At 43.6% G+C, this 22,234-nt stretch carries 18 protein-coding genes; 7 read left to right on the forward strand and 11 right to left on the reverse strand.

Annotated elements, in window-relative coordinates:
- The 5 genes from ileS to ACFS6H_RS01635 form a co-directional block, all read right to left on the reverse strand.
- Entirely contained in the window at nt 1-3,408 is a 3,408-nt protein-coding gene (gene ileS / locus ACFS6H_RS01615; RefSeq protein ID WP_386094416.1) for an isoleucine--tRNA ligase, read from the reverse strand.
- A gap of 104 nt (nt 3,409-3,512) precedes the next feature.
- Nucleotides 3,513-3,860 carry a bleomycin resistance protein gene (locus ACFS6H_RS01620; protein WP_386094419.1) on the reverse strand — a complete coding sequence of 116 codons (348 nt, stop codon included), beginning with the start codon at nt 3,858-3,860 and terminating at the stop codon, nt 3,513-3,515.
- Nucleotides 3,861-4,012: 152 nt separating this feature from the next.
- On the reverse strand, nt 4,013-6,247 hold the full coding sequence (locus ACFS6H_RS01625; protein WP_386094421.1) for a TonB-dependent receptor: 2,235 nt from the start codon (nt 6,245-6,247) through the stop codon (nt 4,013-4,015).
- 126 nt (nt 6,248-6,373) lie between these two features.
- Nucleotides 6,374-6,703, reverse strand: coding sequence for a heavy-metal-associated domain-containing protein (locus ACFS6H_RS01630; RefSeq protein WP_386094424.1), 330 nt, complete (start codon nt 6,701-6,703; stop codon nt 6,374-6,376).
- Nucleotides 6,704-6,777: 74 nt separating this feature from the next.
- A complete protein-coding gene (locus ACFS6H_RS01635) occupies nt 6,778-7,116 on the reverse strand; it encodes a hypothetical protein (RefSeq protein WP_386094426.1) in 339 nt (112 codons plus the stop codon).
- Between the two features lie 169 nt (nt 7,117-7,285).
- Between ACFS6H_RS01635 and ACFS6H_RS01640 the strand changes: the two genes are divergently transcribed.
- Complete coding sequence (locus tag ACFS6H_RS01640) at nt 7,286-8,314, forward strand: Gfo/Idh/MocA family oxidoreductase (RefSeq protein WP_386094429.1); 1,029 nt, start codon at nt 7,286-7,288, stop codon at nt 8,312-8,314.
- 10 nt (nt 8,315-8,324) lie between these two features.
- Nucleotides 8,325-9,797 carry a D-alanyl-D-alanine carboxypeptidase/D-alanyl-D-alanine-endopeptidase gene (locus tag ACFS6H_RS01645; RefSeq protein WP_386094432.1) on the forward strand — a complete coding sequence of 491 codons (1,473 nt, stop codon included), beginning with the start codon at nt 8,325-8,327 and terminating at the stop codon, nt 9,795-9,797.
- 3 nt (nt 9,798-9,800) lie between these two features.
- Here ACFS6H_RS01645 and ACFS6H_RS01650 read toward each other — a convergent pair whose 3' ends face one another.
- From ACFS6H_RS01650 to ACFS6H_RS01675, 6 genes are all read right to left on the reverse strand, one after another.
- Nucleotides 9,801-11,723 (reverse strand): RecQ family ATP-dependent DNA helicase, encoded by a 1,923-nt coding sequence (locus ACFS6H_RS01650; RefSeq protein ID WP_386094435.1) that lies wholly within the window; start codon nt 11,721-11,723, stop codon nt 9,801-9,803.
- Nucleotides 11,724-11,754: 31 nt separating this feature from the next.
- Nucleotides 11,755-12,927 carry an OmpA family protein gene (locus ACFS6H_RS01655; RefSeq protein WP_386094438.1) on the reverse strand — a complete coding sequence of 391 codons (1,173 nt, stop codon included), beginning with the start codon at nt 12,925-12,927 and terminating at the stop codon, nt 11,755-11,757.
- Nucleotides 12,928-12,964: 37 nt separating this feature from the next.
- Complete coding sequence (locus ACFS6H_RS01660) at nt 12,965-13,693, reverse strand: RluA family pseudouridine synthase (RefSeq protein ID WP_386094441.1); 729 nt, start codon at nt 13,691-13,693, stop codon at nt 12,965-12,967.
- A 175-nt stretch (nt 13,694-13,868) separates the two neighbouring features.
- Entirely contained in the window at nt 13,869-14,411 is a 543-nt protein-coding gene (locus ACFS6H_RS01665) for a CAP domain-containing protein (RefSeq protein ID WP_386094444.1), read from the reverse strand.
- 70 nt (nt 14,412-14,481) lie between these two features.
- Entirely contained in the window at nt 14,482-15,447 is a 966-nt protein-coding gene (locus ACFS6H_RS01670) for a pseudouridine synthase (protein WP_386094447.1), read from the reverse strand.
- Between the two features lie 339 nt (nt 15,448-15,786).
- Nucleotides 15,787-16,656 (reverse strand): sigma-70 family RNA polymerase sigma factor, encoded by an 870-nt coding sequence (locus ACFS6H_RS01675; RefSeq protein ID WP_386094449.1) that lies wholly within the window; start codon nt 16,654-16,656, stop codon nt 15,787-15,789.
- Nucleotides 16,657-17,011: 355 nt separating this feature from the next.
- Between ACFS6H_RS01675 and ACFS6H_RS01680 the strand changes: the two genes are divergently transcribed.
- From ACFS6H_RS01680 to ACFS6H_RS01700, 5 genes are all read left to right on the forward strand, one after another.
- The gene (locus ACFS6H_RS01680; protein WP_386094452.1) at nt 17,012-17,389 is read left to right on the forward strand and encodes an START-like domain-containing protein; all 378 of its coding nucleotides are present in this window, start codon (nt 17,012-17,014) and stop codon (nt 17,387-17,389) included.
- Between the two features lie 220 nt (nt 17,390-17,609).
- The gene (locus ACFS6H_RS01685; protein WP_386094455.1) at nt 17,610-19,343 is read left to right on the forward strand and encodes an LptF/LptG family permease; all 1,734 of its coding nucleotides are present in this window, start codon (nt 17,610-17,612) and stop codon (nt 19,341-19,343) included.
- 141 nt (nt 19,344-19,484) lie between these two features.
- Nucleotides 19,485-20,249, forward strand: a complete 765-nt coding sequence (locus ACFS6H_RS01690; RefSeq protein ID WP_386094458.1) for a superoxide dismutase — start codon at nt 19,485-19,487, stop codon at nt 20,247-20,249.
- Nucleotides 20,250-20,353: 104 nt separating this feature from the next.
- Nucleotides 20,354-21,127 (forward strand): M949_RS01915 family surface polysaccharide biosynthesis protein, encoded by a 774-nt coding sequence (locus tag ACFS6H_RS01695; protein ID WP_386094461.1) that lies wholly within the window; start codon nt 20,354-20,356, stop codon nt 21,125-21,127.
- 46 nt (nt 21,128-21,173) lie between these two features.
- The gene (locus ACFS6H_RS01700; protein WP_386094464.1) at nt 21,174-22,163 is read left to right on the forward strand and encodes a cation diffusion facilitator family transporter; all 990 of its coding nucleotides are present in this window, start codon (nt 21,174-21,176) and stop codon (nt 22,161-22,163) included.
- Nucleotides 22,164-22,234 lie beyond the last annotated feature (71 nt).

The raw sequence follows: 22,234 nt of genomic DNA on the forward strand, positions 1-22,234 counted from the left end.
TTAGCCTTCTTTTTTTAAAACAATCGTTTTGAATGTGGTATCATTCACCTCAATATCGATACCCTCGTTTATTTCAGCCACAAATTCCAGCTCATCGGCCAAAACTTCGGCGCAAATATACTCTTTAAACAATGTTAGTGAAGTTTTCAGCTCATCGGCACCACTTACTTTTACCACTATCCTGTCGGTAAGATCAAAATTGCTGTCTTTCCTTATTTTCTGAATGCGGTTGACAAATTCCCTTGCGTTCCCTTCCTGTTCTAATTCCGGTGTAATGTTAATGTCCAATGCCACGGTCAGGCTTCCTTTATTGGCTACTGTCCAGCCCGGAATATCCTCACTGCTTATTTCAACTTCGTTTATCTGTAATATTACGGGTTCGTTATCAATTAACAAACTATATTTTCCTTCTTTTTCAAATTGGGTGATCTCCTGTTGCCCAAATTGTGATAAAGCTGTGGATACTGCCTTCATTTTGGCACCCAGTTTTTTACCCAGGGCCACAAAGTTTGGCTTTATTTTTTTACTGATGAAGCCATCAGTATCGCTCAGGTATTCCACTTCCTTCACATTCACTTCCGATTTAATAATATCCTCCACCTGCTGCAAGTGCTGTTTCATCTGGCTGCTCAACACCGGGATCAGCACTTTTTGCAAAGGTTGTCTTACTTTAATGTTCACCTTTTTCCGTAAGGACAGTATCAGTGAAGATGCATCCTGTGCCAGCTGCATTCTCTCCTCGAGGCCGGCGTCAATAACCGCTTCATCGGCGACCGGGTACAGCACATGGTGTACCGATTGCTCGCTAAAGCGTTGTGTAACAGCGTTTAAGTTGCGGAAAATAGTATCACTGAAGAATGGTGCCGTAGGGGCGATCAAACGTACAATGGTTTCTAAACACTCATATAAAGTCTGGTAGGCACATATTTTATCATGCTCATACTCCCCTTTCCAGAAACGTCTTCTGCATAATCTAACATACCAGTTGCTTAAATGTTCATCCACAAAGTCCTCGATGAAACGGCCGGCCTGCGTAGGCTCAAAATCGTCCATGGCCGTAGTTACCCTTTTTACCAGGGTATTCAGGCTCGATAATATCCATTGGTCAATTTCGGGGCGTTCTTTTACCGGCACATAGGCTTCTTTAAAAGAAAAGCCGTCTACATTGGCATACAGGGCAAAAAACTGGTAGGTATTATATAAGGTACCAAAGAATTTACGCTGCACTTCCTTTATACCCTCAATATCAAATTTCAGGTTATCCCAGGGCGATGCATTGGTGATGAGGTACCAGCGGGTAGCGTCTGCGCCATATTTTTCAATGGTGGCAAAGGGATCTACCACGTTACCCAGGCGTTTACTCATCTTGTTGCCGTTCTTATCCAGCACCAGGCCGTTACTCACCACATTTTTAAAGGCAACCGAGTCAAATACCAGGGAAGCTATGGCATGCAGGGTATAAAACCAGCCGCGGGTCTGGTCAACCCCTTCGCAAATAAAGTCGGCAGGAAAAGCCCCGTCAAAATTATTATTGAAAGGCTTGGGATCACCGGCTTTCAGTTTCTCGTAATCCAGTCCCCATTGTGCATAAGGCATAGCGCCGCTGTCAAACCATACGTCAATCAGGTCGGGCACGCGTTTCATGGGTTTGCCTGTTGGGCTTACCAGTACTATATCATCCACATAAGGTTTGTGCAGGTCCAGTATGCCCTCGTGTAAATAGTTTTTGTTCACATCACCACCCAGTATATCACTTGCTTTTTTGATCTCTTCGTTCAACTGGGCAATGGTAGCAATACATATTTGTTCACCGCCGTCTTTCTCGTCAATATAGGCACCGTTCTCATCTACCGATTTCCAGATAGGTAAAGGCGTACCCCAGAAACGGCTGCGGCTCAGGTTCCAGTCTACCATATTCTCCAGCCAGTTACCAAAACGGCCTTCGCCGGTACTTTTGGGTTTCCAGTTAATGGTTTTGTTCAGCTCCACCATTCTTTCGCGGATAGCGGTTGTTTTAATAAACCAGGCTTCCAGCGGGTAATACAGGATGGGTTTATCTGTACGCCAGCAATGCGGGTAGTTGTGCTCGTATTTTTCTACTTTAAAGGCGCGGTTCTCTTTCTTCAGTTTTACGGCTATGTCCACATTCACGTCAACATAATTCGCATCGTCCTTGTAATTTTTCACATAACGGCTGCTGAACTCACCCAGGCCTTCCAGGAACTTACCTTGTTTATCTACCAGGGTTAAAATACCAATATTGTATTTCTTACCCACTTTATAGTCATCTGCACCAAAAGCAGGTGCGGTATGTACGATGCCGGTACCATCTTCAGTGGTTACAAAACTATCCGCCATAATGCGGAATGGCTCCGCTCCCGGGGTAATTTCATGTATGGCTGCTAAAGAGTTAGCCTCGTAGGGTAATAACTGCTCATAATGCAGGCCTTCCAGGTCACTGCCTTTGAACTCAGCTAATATTTTCCAGGGCAATAATTTTGTTTCGGCAGTATAGCTGTCAAAATCACCGTTCTCACCTTCCGGTTTAAAGAATCTGCCTAACAAAGGCTTAGCCAATACCACGTTCACGGAATTATGCAGGTACGGGTTAAATGTTTTAACCAGTACATACTCAATATTAGGCCCAACCGTTAAACCCAGGTTACTGGGTAAGGTCCAGGGCGTGGTGGTCCAGGCCATGAAGAACAGTTCCTCTCCGTTAGCCGCATTAAATAAAAACTGCGATTTATTATCCTGTACCGCCTTAAACATGGCCACGGCACTGGTATCCTTAACATCCTTGTAAGTGCCGGGCTGGTTTAACTCATGTGAGCTAAGGCCGGTACCGGCAGCAGGAGAATAGGGCTGTATGCTTACACTTTCGTATAACAATCCTTTTTTATACAGTTCGCTCAGCAACCACCAAAGGGTTTCAATGTATTCGTTCTTGAAAGTGATATAGGGATCGTTCAGGTCCACCCAATAACCCATTTTACGGGTAATATCATCCCATTTGTCTTTATAACGCAACACCGCTTCGCGGCATTTCTGGTTGTATTCTTCTACCGTGATTTTTTTACCGATATCCTCTTTGGTTATACCCAGTTCTTTCTCCACGCCTAATTCAATAGGCAGACCATGCGTATCCCAGCCGCCTTTACGTTTTACCTGGAAGCCCTGCATGGTTTTATACCGGCAAACCAGGTCCTTTAAAGTACGGGAAATAACGTGGTGAATACCGGGCATACCGTTCGCACTGGGCGGCCCTTCGTAAAACACAAAGGGAATAGCGCCTTCTCTGACAGTCACACTTTTTTCAAAACTTTTGTCTTCCGTCCATGTAGCCAACTGTTCCTGCTCCATAGCAGGTAAGTTCAGTACCGAATATTCTTTGTATTTATTTGCCATAGTCCTTTTCCAGCCTTGTTTTAAGGTGTGCAAAGGTACAATTTTATCAGGCAATTTTAAAATCGTAAAACGGGTCGTTTACGGGGCCTGTACAGGGGTGTTTTTCAGCCTATCGGGCAGCCAAACCGCAGCAGGTTGCCGCTATCGTCCAGCACATAAAACTCCCGCATACCCCAGGGTTTATCGGCCAGGCCGGCATGGGGGTGTACCCAGGCTTTGTACCGTTCATGCAGGGCATCAATATCCTGTACCCGGATATACACACTGCTGTTTTCTGCAATATGCCGTTCATTACATTTCCAAAAATGAAGTTCCTGGCCGTTGATGGTAAAAATGAGCAGGTCGGGGTATTCATTTTCCAGCGTAAACCCCAGGTTTTGGGTGTAAAAAGCCTTGGTGGCCTCAAAATCAACAGAAGGGAGCTGGGGCACGATGGCCAGGATTTCATGCATGTTTTTTATTGATAAAGATAATTGTTGTTACTGGTTAATGGTTCATCGTTAATGGTATGATGAATGTCAGTACTTCGCAGCAGCAGCGATACTACTGAGGGATATAAAAAATACGACCCCGGTCAGGGGTCGTAACTTCTATAAAAACGGTTTTACTTTTTAGGAATAATAAACCGCACCCCAATATACCCTTCCCTGCCCCTGGTAGGCCCCCATACCGAGGAAGTATCAAAATAAGGACCGAAAGGATCCTGCCAACTGATAATGGGCTGGTGTTGCCGGTAGTTGAAAATATTTTCACAGCCGGCATATACTTCCACTTTCTTAAAGTTATAAGTCACCTGGGCATTAATGGTGGTATAGGGCTTTGAATAAGCCGGACGCCGGTACTGCGGTGGATTGGCTTCTGTATCCGGTAAACGCTGTTCACCATACCAGTGTACATTTACGTCGGCATGAAACTTATTGTTCAGCGTATTGTAACTGATGGTACTTAACACTTTGTGCCTGGGGTTAAAAGGCAGGGGCTTTTTCATCCCGTTATGCTCCTGGAATACATCGAGGTAAGTATAACCCGTTTTAAGAGCAAAACGTTGCCAGATGTTCAACAATAACTCGGCCTGGAAACCATTGCTGATGCTCTTTCCCGTAAAGTTGCCGATATATGCTTTTGTCGGATCCGTATCATAATCAGGAAAAACCTGGTTTTGAAAACGGGTATGATAAAAGTCTATACTCAGGGTACCCGAAAAATTATCCTGCAGGGTTTTGAACTTCTGTGTAAAGTTGATACCCGTATTCAGGGCTTTTTCGGGGTTTAAAGGCTCGGTAAAAATAATATCCCTGGAACTGGCCAGGAGATTGATATTTTCGCTGAAAAGATTCACTGTTCGCCAGCCCGTGCCTATATTGGCACGTACTACGGTATTGGGACTAAAATCATATTTAACCAGGGTGCGGGGCGTAAACATGAAGCCCGCACTGTTATGAAAATCACCTCTTACACCGGCGATCCAGGTAAGTTTATTATTGAAAAAGCGCATGGTATTCTCACTGAACAGGCAGGGTATGTTTTCTGTTCGTTTATACAAACCGGCATAAGTTCTGCCCGGCACCGTTTCCGTAAAACGGATATCCTCTCTCAGTGCCAGGTGCCGGTAACTGATTCCTGATTTTACATCGTGGTTACCATAGTTCAACTCATGCTGTATATTGGTATATACATTGGTCTGGCGGGCTTTATACCCCAGGGTGCCAAAATAAGTATCCTGGTCATGGTGGAAAGAGGACACCTGTAAAACGATATGCTGCTTATCATCAAAACGATAACCGGCTTTGAAGGTTATTTCCGGTTGATTGATCTGTACAGCCTGCCCGTAAACCGTGTTACTGCCTTTATCACGACCGGCATTAAAACCGGTTTGCCCGCCGATACGCTGCTCCTGCAAATAACGCAGACCGATAGTGCTGTGCCAGCCCCACTCCTTCTCGTTACCATATTTCCATTTAGTGGATAACATATAACGTGTTAACAGGGGCAGGTCCAGGAACCCGTCCTTATCACCATCTGTACGGTTAGCCGGCTGAACAGTTTGAAAAACCGTCAGGTTACTCCATTTACCCACCCGGAACATATAGTTCACATTGAGGTGTTTTTCCATAAAGCTGTTCATGTATACATTCAGTAACAGCTTATCAGTATTATCCGGCTTTTTTGTTTCAACATTAATCTGTCCGCTGATACTTTCATAACCCTGCATCACGCTGTTGGCGCCCTTGGCCACATAAATATTCTCCACCAAAGTACCGGGTATACTGCTGATGCCATAGGTATAGGATAGCCCCTGTATCATGGGCAGGCCGTCTATCAGTACCTGGTTATATACGCCGGACAAACCCAGTATTCTTAACTCTTTGGAGTTGGTGATAATATTGGTGGTTTGCGGCTGAACCGTTAACTGGGTTTCAAAACATCCTGCCAGGTCGCAGCAGGCGGATTTTCGCAGTTCCACCTGTGTGATCTGTTCAGTTTTAACAGCACTACGGTTGGACATTAAGATCCCTTCCTTACCGGCATTGACCACTACCTCCTTTAATTTTTGTTTTTCTTTCAGCTCAAACACTACAAAACTTTGAGCGGAGATTGTAATAGTATCCGGCTCATACCCTGCATAACTGGCCACCAACCTGTGATTGGCGCCCGTGGCGGGCAAGGTAATGCCGAACATACCTTCCTCGTTGGTAACACTGTTATGGGTATTACCTAACCAATATATATTGGCTCCGGCCAGTGGCTCATGTTTATCGTTGGTTACTTTGCCGGATATTATTTGTGCCTGTAACAATACAGGCCACAAGAAACCGGCAATGCATACAATTCGTTTCATTGAAAAAATTTATAGCCCGTACAACCGTCCCTGCTGTTTGCACAGCGGTCATAGCCGTTCATGGCAAAGCCGGAACGGTTATACGATGCTGTAACCAGGCAGTATTACCTGCCTTTGTAATAAAGTTTAGGGTTTAACCTTGTAAGGCCTGTCTTTAGGGTCTTTGCAACCTTCTGTACCTTCAATAGCAGCATATATCTGCTTTTCGGTTACCAGCGCGGGGTTAAACTTTACCTCAAATTTTGTAGTAGCACCTGGCTTTTCGGCCACACAGCTGGCCACGCCTTCCAGTTTTTCCACGTTACCGGCAATGGTTTTAAGATCTCCGGAACAGGTAACACCTTTTACTTTGATGGTGGCTGATTTCAATTGTTTTGTATCGGTAGTTTGCGAGAATGCTGTATGGGAAATAAAGAATAAGGCTACTGCCAACGCTAATAGTTTAACCGGTTTCATTTGAAATGATTTTATAGTTTAATAAATAGAAGGAGGTTATCAAGTTTATATTGATAACAAGACGGAGATGTATATTAAACTACGCGTGGAGGTTGCCAGAAGTCCGAACTATACCTGAATATAAAAGAAGCCTGATAAGTACTGAAGGTTTGTGCAGCCGCCGGTTCAGGCCGGGCGGGCAGGTCGAACTGCCTGTTCTCGCAAAGCGAAACAAAAGCGCAGCAGGCCTGAAAGGGGTTACAGGTATTTTGCCTGTTTTCTTTTCCCGGCAACTCCCGTTCTTCATTTTCTTCACCGGGCATACAAACACCACCGCAACAACTTGGTGCAGATGTGGCTGCCATAGCGGTTATACCGGGCTTCAGGACCAGGAATAACATAAAAAAGGCTGCTATGAAAACGATCAATTTCATTACCGGTTGTAAAAATAACCATTTAAGTAAGATTTCCAATCACTACCCGTAACCGGAATTTGCTGTACTAAAACAGGACTATCGTCACTTACTTACCATCTACCCCATCATAACCCGTTTTTTTCAAATAACTTTAGGACTTTGACCAACTATTATTTAAAATATTATCATGATAAAAACAGGTATTGCCTCATTTGGCATGAGCGGGAAAATTTTTCACGCCCCCTTTATACAGGAGCATCCTTCTTTTGAACTCACCGGGATAGTAGAACGGCATAAAAACGATTCGCGGGAAAGGTACCCGGATAGCATTTTGTACCGCTCGTTTGAGGAAATGCTGGCCAATACAGCCATTGAACTGGTAGTGGTAAACACACCCGTGCAAACACATTTTGAGTATGCACAAAAAGCATTGAACGCAGGTAAACATGTAGTAGTGGAAAAACCTTTTACGATTGATGCCGCTGAAGCAAAACAACTGGACAAGCTGGCCCAGGAAAAAGGACTATTACTGACCGTTTACCAGAACCGCCGCTATGATGGCGATTATGCCGCAGTAAAAGCAATAGTAACCAATGGTGTCATTGGTGATATGAAAGAAGTGGAATTAAAGTTTGACCGCTACCGCCCCGAGCCCGCCGGCAAATTACACAAAGAAGGGGGCTTTTTAGGTGCGGGTACATTACACGACCTGGGTGCCCACCTGATTGACCAGGCTATTCAATTGTTTAATATGCCCAGCGCCGTTTATGCAGATGTGCGCACCATCCGCAGCGGCGTAGTGGCCAATGATTATTTTGAGGTATTGTGTTATTATGACGGCTTTGTTGTGCGTATCAAATCCAGCATGCTCACCTATAAAGCCACACCGGCTTATATATTACATGGTTCAACCGGTTCGTATTACCAGCAACGCACCGATATGCAGGAAGAAGCATTAGCAGCGGGAGCCATACCCACGCAGGAGGACTGGTGCGCATCGCCTCAACAGTCCGATGGTTTTTTATATACTGCCGCAAACGGTGAACAAAGCTTTACCAGTAAATCAGGCAACTACATGAATTTTTATAACGATGTATATGCCGCATTAACCGGTGTAGCCCCTAATCCTGTGCCCGCTGCCGATGCTATTAAAAGCATGACCATTATTGATGCGGCACTGGAGAGCGACAGAACAGGTAAAAGGATCGTACTATAAAATAACAGGAATGGTAAGCAACAAAATATTACTCGCCGGCATAGTGCTTGGTCTTTTTTTATTACAAGCCTGTTCCACACAAAAAAAGGTCAGCGGGCACACCGGTAACCGTCTGTTACAGGACAGTGCTTTAGCTACGGCACATATCGGCATCAGCATTTATGATCCTGCTACCAGACAGTACCTGTATAATTACCAGGGCGATAAGTATTTTGTTCCTGCCAGTAATACCAAGATACCTACCTGTTATCTGGGTATGAAGTATTTAGGCGATAGCCTTACCGGACTATTATATGGCATACCGGAAGAAAAGGGATATAAGGATAGATTTGTAGCCATCCGGCCAACCGGTGACCCTACATTTTTACATCCTGATTTTAAACAACAGCCTGTATTCGATTTTTTAAGGAATACTTTTACTGTGCAACAAAAAAAACCTGCCACATTTTATTTTGATGGCTCGAATGTAGAACGCTGGGGGAATGGCTGGAGCTGGAATGATTACCAGGAGTACTATATGGCCGAGAGAAATGTATTCCCGGTTTTTGGAAATGTATTGAACATAAAACTGGTTCCTGTTGGTAAAAGGGTAATTGTTGATAGCAACTACCCTTATCAACCTAAATTGGTTTTATTTGAAACGGGAAGTAACTTTTTTAATAAAATATTAAATAATAATCTTCCTACGTTTAAAAATTGGCAAACAGACACTTTACCCAAACTATCCCTTACCCGAAAAATTAATGATAATATTTTCCAAACAAGAAGTAGTGAAAAGCCATTTAGTGGCGCCGAGATGCCTTTTAGCACTGATTATTGGGGAACAGTAAATAGTTTTTTGGAAGATACCTTGTCAATCCCTTTTGCTCATTTTCTCTTTTCGACTGAAAGAAAAGACTACTATGAACTTGATTCAAAAGATGCAGATATAAGTCACGTGACTATAAAGAAGTGGCAACCCATCCACTCACAACCTACCGACAGCCTGCTGCAACGCATGATGTACCGCAGTGATAATTTTTATGCCGAACAAACCTTGCTCATGACCAGCTTTGCCTTATTGGACAAAATGGATTCGCGTAAAATAATTGACACTATTTTAAAGACCGATTTTAAAAACCTGCCCCATAAACCCGCCTGGGCCGATGGTTCGGGCCTAAGTAGATATAATCTTTTTACGCCACAGGATTTTGTTCATATCCTGTCCAAGATGAAAGAGGAGTTTGGTATGGAACGCATCAAAACTATTTTCCCCGCTGGCGGAAAAGGTACTTTGAGCAGTTATTATAATGATGCGGCAACGCCCTACCTCTATGCTAAAACGGGTACTTTATCCGGTGTGGTGGCCCTGAGTGGTTTTATTTATACTAAAAGTGGTAAGGAACTGGTATTCTCGGTGCTGGTCAATAACCACCAGACCTCAGCTGTGCATGTTCGCCGCAGTGTGGAAGCATTTTTAAAGAATATCAGGGAACAGTACTAAATATTATTTTTCCCTGGCCAGTTTACCATCCTTATCCTGGCTGATCATGTTTTCGGAAAGCAGGAAACGCAACACTTCGTTAACATGTGTTTTATTCCTGTTCCTTAATTGCTGTACCAGTGCTTCCGGGCTTATGGCTTCCGTAGCAAGTATTTCCAGGATGGCTTTTTCGATCTCCCGGAAAAGAACACCATCCAGCGGTGTTTGTTTTTTAGCCAGGCAAACATCACAAATACCGCAATCGTTTATCTTATTATCGCCAAAGTAATTACCGATCATTTTTGCCCGGCAAACAGTGGTGCTCTGTACAAAAGCAATCATCTGTTCAATACGTGCGGTAAATACTTTTTTTCGTTTATCATAGGCCTGCATATCCATTTTAAATTCTGCTACAGGCACCCGGTTGCGCAGCCAATACACCTGTGGCTCTTCTTTCTGCGGTTCGTACTGTATTATTTTATGTGCCTGTAATTGCAAAAGCTGCTCTTTAACGGCTTCCGGCGTGCTGCGTAACAAGTAGGCAATTGTTTTTTCTGCAATATTCACCGGCTTATCAAAAATGCCCTCATAGGCCCGCAATAAAGCTTTGATCACCGGCTCCAGCTGCGGGTATTTTTCTTCAAATGCATACAGGTATTGTTTGGTACAATTAAAAGCGACAGTGGAAGGTTTAAATACCGACTCACTTAACATGAACCAGCCATCACTTTGTATGGCCTGCAAAGCATAAAAAGTATTGTGCGGATGCAGGTTGAATTTTTTGGTAAACTCCCCGATATTAAAATCATAGCTCTCATCCTTACCGCCACCCGAAGGCACCTGTAAGTAATTCACCAGGCTTTGGTATACCTGCTGAATATCCTGCCATAACGGGTAACGGATATCGGGCATAGCCAGCAACTGGTCTGTTTCCTTATTATTCGTCAGCAATACGGCATAGGATTTTTTACCATCACGCCCGGCACGACCTGCTTCCTGGTAATAATTTTCCAGGCAATCAGGTACCCCGGCATGTATTACCAGTCTTACATCGGGCTTATCAATGCCCATACCAAAGGCATTGGTACAAACAATTACTTTTACCTTATTATTGATCCAGGCTTCCTGCCGGGCATGTCTTTGTTCCTGTGTTAACCCGGCATGGTAATAATCGGCAGGCACCTGTAATAAACGCAGTTGTTCGGCTATATCACGGGTCTGTTTACGGGTACGGCAATATACAATCGCCGTACCGGGCACTTTACTCAATATATCAGCGATCCTGGGAATAAACACCGATTCATCAAAAACACTGTAGGATAAGTTGGCCCTCTCAAAGGATTGTTTAAACACCGCCCACGATGCAGGTTTAACGTCTGCCCATTGTAAGCTGTCACAAATATCCTGTTGAACATCCGGTGTAGCCGAGGCCGTTAAAGCCAGTACCGGCACATTCGGCAGTTCTTCCCGCAGTTTGGCAATACGTAAATAAGGAGGCCTGAAATCATAACCCCATTGTGATATACAATGCGCTTCATCAACCGCTATCAGGTTAACAGCCAGGGCGGGCAGGTATTCCAGGAACAGCCTTGTTTCCAGCCTTTCCGGCGATACATATAAAAATTTACAATTGCTGTTACCGGCAGTTTGTAAAACCTTCTCCACCTCCCGGCGGTTCATACCCGTATGTATGGCAAAAGCGGTAATGTTTTTTTTACGCAGGTTCTCCACCTGGTCTTTCATCAAAGCGATCAGGGGCGATATGACCAGGCAAACGCCCGGCCGGCACAATGCAGGCACCTGGTAACACAAAGATTTGCCACCACCTGTAGGCATTAAAGCCAGGGTATCTTTATTGGCCAGTACGGCTTCAATAATATCCTGCTGCATAGGCCTGAACTGGCCAAAGCCCCAATATTGCTGTAGTATTGTTGTTGGTGAGATCATGTGTAAACCTGTCGCATGATACGACAAATTGTTATAACCCGCGACGGAAAATTATTATTTCCACTCGGCGGTTTGCCGCCCTGCCTTCCGTAGTGGTATTAGTGGCTACCGGCCGGGATTTACCAAATGCCTGGGCTTTTATGCTATTGGCCCCCACAATATTCAGTTGTTGTAACCAACGGATTACAGCCGTACTTCGCTGCAGGCTTAATTCATTGTTCCTTTCTTCCGTTCCTACCGAATCTGTATGCCCTTGTACTAATATACTGTCAATATTTTCAATATCTGTTTTGGTAAAAAACTCAGCTAATACGGTTTCAGCTTCGGGCTTTAAAACAGCCTTGTTAAAGTCAAACAATACATCGCCCAGGCGCAACGTATCGGTAAGCGGTACAGTCTCCGGAATAATGGCAGTAGCCGTCAGTTCTGCAGCCTCTCCGCTGAATACAACGGGTAGTTTGCCTTTTGCATACAAGGTATTATCCAGTAGTTTATGCCGGTAATTGTAACTGTAGATCGCTTTTTTCTGTTGCGCAAAAGCGGTACAAACGCCTTCGGCAGGATCAGCAGGGGTTAATGCAAAATTATCCATCACCATTTCTATCGTCTCCTTCTTATTCACCATCCGCTTACCGGTTATCGCATCTTCCCGCACAAAAGCACCAAAGGTTAAATAAGCCTCATTGCCTGTAGCAATAAAACTGTATTCAAATTTGTAAAAGCGGGAGTCCGGCACCGGTGTCAATTGTAAAATAGAATCCGGTTTCATGGTTTTAGCAAAAGGCCTGTTGGGTACATAGTAATATTCACCGGTTACCACGCCCGGTACAAATACCAGTTTAGGATTTAATTTGGCACTCAGCAAACCACTGAAAGTATACTTATTTCCTTTTTTTAAATTACAGGGAAGCATGGTGCCTATAATAGGCGAAAAGCCGGTATGATCTATCCAGTCATAAAAAATAGCGTAGGAGTTGCTCCCCAGGTTAAGCGTTCCTTCTTCCTGCGAATACATCTGGGCTTTTACATCCCGCAGGTAAAACCAGCCTTCCACACCACACTCAGACTCATACTCCGTACAGGTATTAATATCCTCAAAGCCCCCGTTCAATAACAGGTTGGTCTGGGCATAGCCGATACTTACACTTAACCAGCTAATGAAAAGGCAGCAATAATATTTGTAAGAAGTTTTAATAGGATACAAGGTAAAAAATTAAACAACAAAAAGAGGCTGATATTCCTTAACGTTTTTTCTTCTGTTTTATTTTTTCCAGCTGCTGCAGCGTAGCACGCATATCCTTGGGCGCTTCGGCAACAAATGTCTGCTTTATATTGCCCGGTAGTATAATACTCAGACTGGCTGCATGTAAGGCCAGGCGACCCAGTATAGGCTGCTCCTCGGCATATTTCGATAATTTAAACTTGGGTTTTAAAGCCGACAGCAGGATCGGTTTCCCGTCGCCATATAACTCATCGGCCACCAGCGGGTAACCGATCTCTTTCATATGAATACGTATCTGGTGGGTGCGGCCGGTATGTATCCTGAACTCCATCCAGGAATAAGTACCGAAACTATCCAGCACTTTATAATCGGTTAAAGCAGCTTTACCGCTGCGGTGTATGGTCATCATGCCCAACTTTACAGGGTGCGGGGCAATGGGTGCATCTACCGAACCTTCTTCCGGTGCCGGTTCGCCAATCACTATTCCGTTATACAGCTTTTCTGTTTGACGGTCCTCAAACTGCTGCGATAAGAATTTATGCGCTGCTTCATTTTTCGCAAATATGATCACGCCGCTGGTGTCCTTATCCAAACGGTGTACCGTAAAAATCTGTCCGTAAGCCTGCTGTAATAAGGCTTTCAGCGATTGTTCTTTCCCTTCCCTGTCCGGTATGGACAAAAGACCCGAAGGTTTATTGATCACTACCAGGTCATCGTTCTCAAAAATTATATGTTGACTTAACTTCATTCTAAAACAATAATAAATAATTATTTAGCGGGCTGCATAGCAACCATCAACTGCTGTTGCGTCGCACACTTGTACTGTAGTAACGCTGTTCAGCAATTACATACATGATCACGGCCGTTACCAGTTGTAAACAAAGCGGGTTCGTGAGACAGGAACCTGGCATTGAACCAATGTATTACCAGTTATGTTTGGCAATGATAACACATACATAAGTCTGGTATTTACTACCTGACTCCCGTTTAACAAAACCGATACCTATATCTTTCAGGGAGGCATTCCATGCGTTTAACCCAAGCAAATGATTTCTGTGACCTAAAGAGGGTACACCTTCATCGATGATAAGGGCTTTGATAGCTTCTTTTCCTGTAAAATAATTTGATGTAATGGATTCAAAAGCGTTATCCGCCTTGTTTTTTACCCAATCAGGATTCAGGGTATAACCGCTTTTGTTGATGTGATAGTTAATACCAAAGCCCTCCGGATCTACATGATCGAAATAATCACGTTTTGCCATATCATAAGCTTTTTCGGCTGCAACACGGGCCAGCGTATCATTCCACACCAGTTTAACGGGTGACACTTTTATATCTTTTTCTAATTGCAGTTCTTTATGAAACCTGGCAGGATTAGCCCTGATTTCCTGTAAGAACTGGTAAGCATTTTTGGCCTCATTTTTATCAATGACAATATCACTTTTAAAGCAAAACGAACTTGTCACAAAAAAGCTTACAAGCAAAAAAAGGAAATTACGAATACCCTTCATACGGTGGTCATTATATGCTGAATGATTATTTACCTTTTTTAAAATACTTCAGGTCGCGTACTTCTTTTTCCGTTAAAAACCGGTACTTACCTCTTTCCACATTTTTCTTGGTAAGCCCTGCAAATACTACCCTGTCCAGGTTTTTTACATCGTAGCCCAATGATTCAAAAATACGGCGCACAATACGGTTACGGCCGCTATGTATCTCCACCCCTATCTGGGTTTTATCTTTTATATCGGCATAAGCCAGTACGTCTACATTTGCCGGGCCGTCTTCCAGCACCACCCCTTTCAGTATCTGCTCAAAATGTCCTTTCTCCAGGGGCTTATTCAAGGTTACATGGTATACCTTTTTTATCTGGTTGCTGGGGTGTGTAAGCTTTTGCGACAGCTCCCCATCATTGGTCAACAATAATACCCCACTGGTATTCCTGTCCAGTCTGCCAACAGGATACACTCTTTCCGGGGTAGCTTTACCGATAATATCCAAAACGGTTTTACGTTTTTGCGGATCGCTGGTGGTGGTAATATAATCTTTAGGTTTGTTCAGCAGGATATATACCAGGTTTTTAGCCAGGTACACCCTTTTGCCGTTCACACTCACTTCATCGGCATGCGATACTTTAAACCCCGGCTCATTGATAACGGTTTTATTCACTTTTACCAGTCCCTGCTTAACCATTTCGGCAGCTTCGCGGCGACCGCATACACCGGCATGCGCAATGAATTTGTTCAAAGGCATTTTATCATCGGTAATGGCACGTTCAATATTTACCGGATTGGTAATTACAGTCTCTTTGGCTTTTCCTTTTCCTGTTTTTGAAACAATCGGTTGCCCCGTTTTCGCACGTTGCTCGGCTTTTTGCTGTTCAAAGAAAGCGGCCCTTTCTTTTTTGTAGGCTCTTTTTTCCTGTTTAAAGCCCTCTTTTATAGCGGCATTACTTTTCTTTTTGGCAAATTTTGCAAATTGCCCTGCTGTACTCTTTTTCATGTTGTAGTAGTTTGCTGTTTTGCAACAGTAGATGAAGTGCAAAGATAGGACTTAAAGTTCAAAAGGTTCAAGGGTTTCAAAGAGTTTAAAGTTTAAGGTTTGAGGTTTAATGTTACATTACGTGACGCTTTCAGCGTTAAGCATCCGGTTTTTGCTTCAGCTTTTTGCTTTAAGCTTTCCGCACCTGTTGATGAGCGAATAGAAAACAGACTCTCCGATATACATGACAACCTTAAACTTTAAACCTTAAACCTTTTGAACTAAAAAAAAGAAGCGGCCCAGGTTGCCCCGGAACCGCTTAGTTATAACAGACTTAAAAAATGTAGAGTATAAATTATATCATGCGCCTAAATAAGTTCGTAACACGTTGCACCTTTCGGTTGTACGTAATTTGGTGATTGCTTTGTCTTTAATTTGTCTTACACGTTCGCGGGTAAGGTTAAATTTTTCGCCGATATCTTCCAGCGTCATCGGGTGATCTACGCCAATACCGAAAAAGTAACAGATCACTTCTTTCTGCCTGTCGGTCAAGGTTTTCAGGCTACGGTCGATCTCTGTTTTTAAAGACTGGTTATGTGCCAGGTCCTCATCGGTACGTTCGGCATTAGGATTTTCCAGCAGGTCCAGCAAAGTACCGTCCTCACCATCAGCGATAGGAGTATCCATACTAACATGGCGGGCATTGATACCCAGGGTAGAAGTTACTTCTTCCAGGTCCATCTCCAGTAACTCGGCCAGTTCCTCAGCTGATGGCTCTCTTTCAAACTGCTGCTCCAGGGTGGAAAAAGCCTTTTGAATACGGTTGGTCAGCCCTACTTTGTTTAAAGGTAAACGTACAATACGGGCCTGTTCGGCCAGTGCCTGTAAAATACTCTGCCTGATCCACCAAACGGCGTAGGAAATAAACTTGAAACCACGGGTTTCATCAAAACGCTGGGCAGCCTTAATTAAACCCAGGTTACCCTCATTAATGAGGTCGGGTAAGGAAAGTCCCTGGTTCTGGTATTGTTTGGCTACTGAAACCACAAAGCGGAGATTGGCTTTGGTTAAACGGTCAAGGGAACGCTGGTCGCCTTGCTTGATCAGTACGGCTAAACGTACTTCCTCTTCGGGACTGATAAGCTCAACTTTGCCTATCTCCTGAAGATACTTTTCTAAACTTTGAGATTCACGGTTCGTTATCGACTTCGTGATCTTCAGCTGTCGCATACTCATAGGTGAATAGATATTGGTTTTACAATGGTATTAAATAAAGGATATTCAGCTTGTTTTGGATGTAAATAACAGGTAGCGTTACAGCGTGGAGTTAGTCAATCGGTTAAGGTTAAAGCGCTTCTGGTTTTAAAATTTGATTCGTAAAACGTTGAAGTACATAGCAATTTAAGGTATTTGTTAATAAAAACCAAAAAAACTACAACAGGTAAACGTTTAAATTATAATTATAGTATATCCGGCCGGAAATTATTTTTTTTAAAAAAGCGAGAAATAGTAAAAAAATATTTTGAAACAAGTTTAATTTATTTATTATTGCAGGCCTTGAATAGCAAGTTCAGGTTAAATAAAAATGAGTAAGCAATTATATACTTTAGAGTTCCCGGTTAGATGCTCACCTGCCATTTTGTATGAGTTTTTATCAACCCCCGCCGGTTTAGGCGAGTGGTTTGCCGATAAAGTTGACGAACGTGACCATATTTTTTACTTTGGCTGGAATGGTACCTTCCAGCAGGCTGAAGTACTGGAAAGCGAACAGGATAAATTTATCCGTTTTCGCTGGCTGGATGGCCCGGAAGATGAATATTTTGAATTCAGCATAGATAAATCTGAGATCACCAACCAGACGATACTGGTAGTGAAGGATTTTGCCGAGAAAAGAGAGATCAAAGACCAAAGCCAGTTGTGGGACTACCAGGTAAAAGACCTGTTCCACCGCTTAGGCAATTAAAATATCAGGTAAGGCCCTTAGCCCTGCGGCTATAATGGCTCTTTACCCCCGGATCACCCTGTTAGTGTTAACAGGGTGATTTTTTAGAAAATTGCTGCAAATACTTCCCTGCCGGTCATGCTTTTCGGGTTTTTGTGTTAAAATATCATATCTGTCGCCCCTCAACAGGTAACGCCGTTCTGTAAAGCCTTAATTTTGCATCCATTAACTAATCTACGCGGTGTTTAAAAAACTAGATAAACTTATTGTAAAAGCCTTCATCGGCCCCTTTATCGCCACTTTCTTTATTACGGTGCTGGTATTGGTGATGCAGTTTTTCTGGCTGTGGATCGACGATTTTGTAGGTAAAGGCCTGGATGCCACTATTATCTTTAAGTTTATCTGGTACCAATGCGCCGTACTGGTTCCCCTGGCCCTGCCGCTGGCCATCCTGTTATCCTCCCTCATGACATTTGGTAACCTGGGTGAAACATTTGAGCTGGTAGCGATTAAATCGGCCGGTATTTCGCTGTTGCGCTTTATGCAGCCCCTGTTTATTGTTACCGTACTGATCAGTATACTGGCCTTCGCTTTTTCCAATAATGTAATACCGGTTGCCACATTAAAATCAAGAACCCTTTTATCGGATATTGTGCATGCCAAGCCCGCCTTTAACCTGAAAGAAGGCGTTTTTTACGATAAAATTCCCGGCTTTGCTATTAAAGTAGGTAAAAAAGAAGCTAACGACAGTATTATACAGGATATTATTATTTACGAAAGCTCCAACTCTTTACAGGATAATTTTATTGTAGCCGAAAGCGGTGTGATGAAGACCAACAGCGAGAACAGCCGCCTGCTGGAGTTCAATTTAAAAAATGGTATCCGTTACGAAGAAAGAGGCGACCGCTATGGCGCCAAAGCGGAAACGGAGTATATCCGTATGGGCTTTAAGGAGTATAAAAAGATATTTGACCTGAGCACTTTCATCTTAAGCCTTTCTTCCGACAGTACAAATAAGGGGAATGAAAAGATGTTCACCATGCGGCAGTTAAATGTGGCCATAGACTCCATAAAAAAAGAGAACAGCGGCCTGAAAGAGAATTTAACCCGCGAAACTTACCGGTACCTGCCACTGGCCATTTACCTGGACAGTATGCACAGCAAAGCCAACTATAACTTTAAGGACAGCACCGATTTTGGCTTTTTTAAACGGGACAGCCTGGCCATAAAAGATAGCTTACACAGGAAAGACAGCCTGCATAGAACAGACAGTATACATAAAAAGGACAGTATTGATAAACAGAAGGCAAAAGCGGATACCATAAAGAAAAAAACGGTTGCACAAAAAGCAGATACTGCCGGTAAACAAAAACCGATGGATCCCCCGGCGAATGTTACTACAAAAGACAGCAACCAGTTAAAACAGGATAGCCTGGCCCTGGCAGCGAAAAGAATAGCGGATTCCACCGCTGCGGCTGAGGAAGCAAAGCTTTCCGCTTTTTATAAACTATTACCTGACTCAGCCAAAATAAACTCCAACAACCGGGCACTCAGCCAGGTAAATTCATTAAGGACAAACCTGGAATCATCGCTGGCCAATTATAAAGACAAGGAAAGAATATTACGCCGTCATAAAATTGAGTGGCATAAAAAGATCACCCTGTCATTATCCTGCCTGGTACTATTCCTGATCGGGGCGCCGCTGGGTTCCATCATCCGTAAGGGTGGCTTAGGAACACCGCTGGTGATTGCCATCATTTTCTTCATGATATTTTTCTTTACCAACAGTATGGGCGAAAAACTGGCCAAAGAAGGCTCATTAACACCCTTCTTAGGTGTTTGGCTGGCTACATTTGTACTGGTACCCATAGGTATATTTTTAACCTATAAGGCCCTGCACGACTCCCAGTTATTCAATAAAGAGTTTTACCAGCGCCTTTCCAGGAAATTGAGGGCGGCCATGAGCAGGAAGTAAAATTTCAGTGGTTCTTTTGTGCGAAACAATGAATATATAAACTGGCATACTTTGTGAATATGCTTACCTTTGAAATATAGCAGGTAATCAGTTCTTTCCACATCATATATATTGAATCCTTAACGTTTTAAAAACCGAAAGATGGAAAATAACCCCCTTCACACACGCAGAAATTTTATCAATACATCATTAAAGGCAGGAGTAGCATTATCGGTAGGTTCGGCAGCCCTTGGCTCTTTTCTAAGTTCATGTAACAACAATACAGCCGGCAATAATGCCGCCATTCTTACAACAGGCTTTACACAAACACCACTCCCTTATGCTTACAATGCTTTGGAAAAAGCCATTGATAGCGCCACCATGGAAATTCACTATACCAAACACGCCGCAGCATATGCAAAAGCATTGGGAGAAGCTGTAGCCAGTGAAGGTGTGGATGCCAAAACAAGCCTGGAAACGGTTCTTTCAAAAGTGTCAAAATACTCCACCAAAATGCGTAATAACGCAGGCGGACATTATAACCATGAGCTTTTCTGGAAATCCTTATCCCCTACGGGTAGCGGCAAAGCAGGTGGTAAATTATTAACCGCGATTGAACAGCAGTTCAATTCTTTTGATGCTTTTAAAAACCAGCTGACCGATGCCGGTAAAAACAGGTTCGGCAGCGGCTGGGCATGGTTATATGTAGATGGCAGCAAGGAACTGAAAATAGGATCGACACCCAACCAGGATAATCCTTTAATGGATGCAAGTGAAATAAAAGGCGTACCCCTGCTGGGACTGGATGTATGGGAACATGCTTATTATTTACGTTACCAGAATAAACGTCCCGATTATATTGATGCCTGGTGGTCGGTAGTAAACTGGGATTATGTGGCCGAACGTTACCAGGCTGTATTAGGGTAGTTCGCTGACAGGTTCTTACAAATAACAATTTAATTTTTATACTTCATAACCCACGGCTGGCCGTGGGTTATGATTTTCGTTTCGTACGATACTAAACATTTTACATGAAAACAGTTTACCTGTACCTGTTGAGCGCAGTAATAACCGGGTTATTTGCCTGTAATAATGCAGCCGATCAACAAGCTGGCAATGCAGACCCGCTGAATGCCGAAACCGACCCTGTTGCCCGTTTTCATATTCAACCGGTAGACTCCGCAAGCCTGCCCCCTGCTATTAAGTTTAAAGGTAAATTATACCAGGCCTGGCAATGGCAGGACTCACTGGGTGAGCATTTACTGATCACTTCACAGGTTGCACCTGCCTATAGCACTAAAGCCGGTGAGGAAGAGGGTGCATCGGCATCCTTACACGCTTTTCATTATGTAAAACAACCGGCAGGCTACCAGTTGCGCTGGCAAATGCACGACAGTGTGGAGGATTGCCCTGTGGATGTTGCCTGTAATTATATTGACAGCGTACATATTACCGACCTGGATGGGAATGGCATTGCCGAAACCAGTTTACTGTATAAAGTTGCCTGCCGCGGTGATGTGTCGCCGGCCTATATGAAACTGATCATGCACCAGGATAGTGTAAAGTATGCCCTGCGCGGCAATATGTGGGTAAAGCTGAATACCGAAGATAGCTTTACAGTTACACCTGCCAACGTAAACCTGGAAACTTTGCCAAAAGCTGACAGTGAATACGGAAGGCTGCTGCAACTGGATGGCCGTTATGAAAACGAAAAGGATTTTAGAGCCGCCCCGCCGGCATTCCTGGTATTTGCCAGGGATTTATGGTTAAAAAAAGCTATTGAAACTTTTGGTGAAGGGGAATAACACTCTTTACAGTATAAAAGAAAGTTTTATTATAAATTGCCGTCCATTGCAAGCCTCAAAAGAAAATATCAGGGTTCAGCAGTTGGTTGCTGTAGTATCGGTTGTATTACTGGTAACAAAATTTATTGCCTGGTACCTCACCAGGTCGGTAGCCGTGCTTACGGATGCCATGGAAAGTATTGTGAATGTGGCTGCAGGCTTTATAGGGCTATACAGTTTATATGTGGCCGCCAAACCCCGTGATAAGGATCACCCTTACGGGCATGGCAAGGCCGAGTTTTTATCGGCCGCTTTTGAAGGCACTTTAATAGGCGTTGCCGGGATGGTTATTTTATACCAGTCTGTTCACCAGTTACTTTACCCCGTACCGCTCAGCAGGCTGGATACCGGTATCTGGCTTATCAGCCTTACCGCCATCATTAATTTTGCTATGGGCTGGTATTGTATTAAAACCGGTAAACGCAATAACTCCCTGGCACTGATCGCCAGCGGTAAACACCTGCAAAGTGATACCGTTTCAACCATCGGCATCATTGTGGGACTTATACTGTTATACTTTACCGGTTATACCTGGATAGATAGTGTAGTAGCCATGATTTTTGGTAGCTGGATCTTATTTACCGGCTATTCCATTTTACGCAAATCCATTGCCGGCATTATGGATGAAGCGGATGAACAGTTACTGGAAAAAATGGTAACCTTACTGAACGAAAAAAGATCGGATAACTGGGTAGACCTCCATAATTTAAGGGTAATTAAGTACGGCAGTATTTTACATATTGACTGTCATGTAACCCTGCCCTGGTATTACAACCTGAACGAAGCACACGAGGAAATTGATATACTCTCTGCCATTGTACGCCAGCGTTTCGGCGATTCAGTGGAATTATTCATTCATTCCGACGCCTGCCTGCCCTTTCAATGCCAGCTTTGTCAGAAAGCCGATTGCAACGTAAGGCAGCAACCCTTCGTCAGGCGTATTGAATGGACCGTGGATAATATACTGGTGAACAAAAAACACCGTTTGCCGGGCTAATGAATAAAACGTATTATTGTATTTGGAGGAGGTGGAAGCGGAAAGCGAAAAGCTAAAGTCTGAATGCTGAA

This window comes from Terrimonas rubra (assembly GCF_042686025.1).
In the GTDB taxonomy this organism is placed as follows: domain Bacteria; phylum Bacteroidota; class Bacteroidia; order Chitinophagales; family Chitinophagaceae; genus Terrimonas; species Terrimonas rubra.

Bases quoted from the DNA above. Each gene is read 5' to 3' on its own strand.
- ileS (WP_386094416.1), bottom strand. From the start codon at position 3,408: ATGGCAAATAAATACAAAGAATATTCGGTACTGAACTTACCTGCTATG.
- ACFS6H_RS01620 (WP_386094419.1), bottom strand. From the start codon at position 3,860: ATGCATGAAATCCTGGCCATCGTGCCCCAGCTCCCTTCTGTTGATTTT.
- ACFS6H_RS01625 (WP_386094421.1), bottom strand. From the start codon at position 6,247: ATGAAACGAATTGTATGCATTGCCGGTTTCTTGTGGCCTGTATTGTTA.
- ACFS6H_RS01630 (WP_386094424.1), bottom strand. From the start codon at position 6,703: ATGAAACCGGTTAAACTATTAGCGTTGGCAGTAGCCTTATTCTTTATT.
- ACFS6H_RS01635 (WP_386094426.1), bottom strand. From the start codon at position 7,116: ATGAAATTGATCGTTTTCATAGCAGCCTTTTTTATGTTATTCCTGGTC.
- ACFS6H_RS01640 (WP_386094429.1), top strand. From the start codon at position 7,286: ATGATAAAAACAGGTATTGCCTCATTTGGCATGAGCGGGAAAATTTTT.
- ACFS6H_RS01645 (WP_386094432.1), top strand. From the start codon at position 8,325: ATGGTAAGCAACAAAATATTACTCGCCGGCATAGTGCTTGGTCTTTTT.
- ACFS6H_RS01650 (WP_386094435.1), bottom strand. From the start codon at position 11,723: ATGATCTCACCAACAACAATACTACAGCAATATTGGGGCTTTGGCCAG.
- ACFS6H_RS01660 (WP_386094441.1), bottom strand. From the start codon at position 13,693: ATGAAGTTAAGTCAACATATAATTTTTGAGAACGATGACCTGGTAGTG.
- ACFS6H_RS01670 (WP_386094447.1), bottom strand. From the start codon at position 15,447: ATGAAAAAGAGTACAGCAGGGCAATTTGCAAAATTTGCCAAAAAGAAA.
- ACFS6H_RS01675 (WP_386094449.1), bottom strand. From the start codon at position 16,656: ATGCGACAGCTGAAGATCACGAAGTCGATAACGAACCGTGAATCTCAA.
- ACFS6H_RS01680 (WP_386094452.1), top strand. From the start codon at position 17,012: ATGAGTAAGCAATTATATACTTTAGAGTTCCCGGTTAGATGCTCACCT.
- ACFS6H_RS01690 (WP_386094458.1), top strand. From the start codon at position 19,485: ATGGAAAATAACCCCCTTCACACACGCAGAAATTTTATCAATACATCA.
- ACFS6H_RS01695 (WP_386094461.1), top strand. From the start codon at position 20,354: ATGAAAACAGTTTACCTGTACCTGTTGAGCGCAGTAATAACCGGGTTA.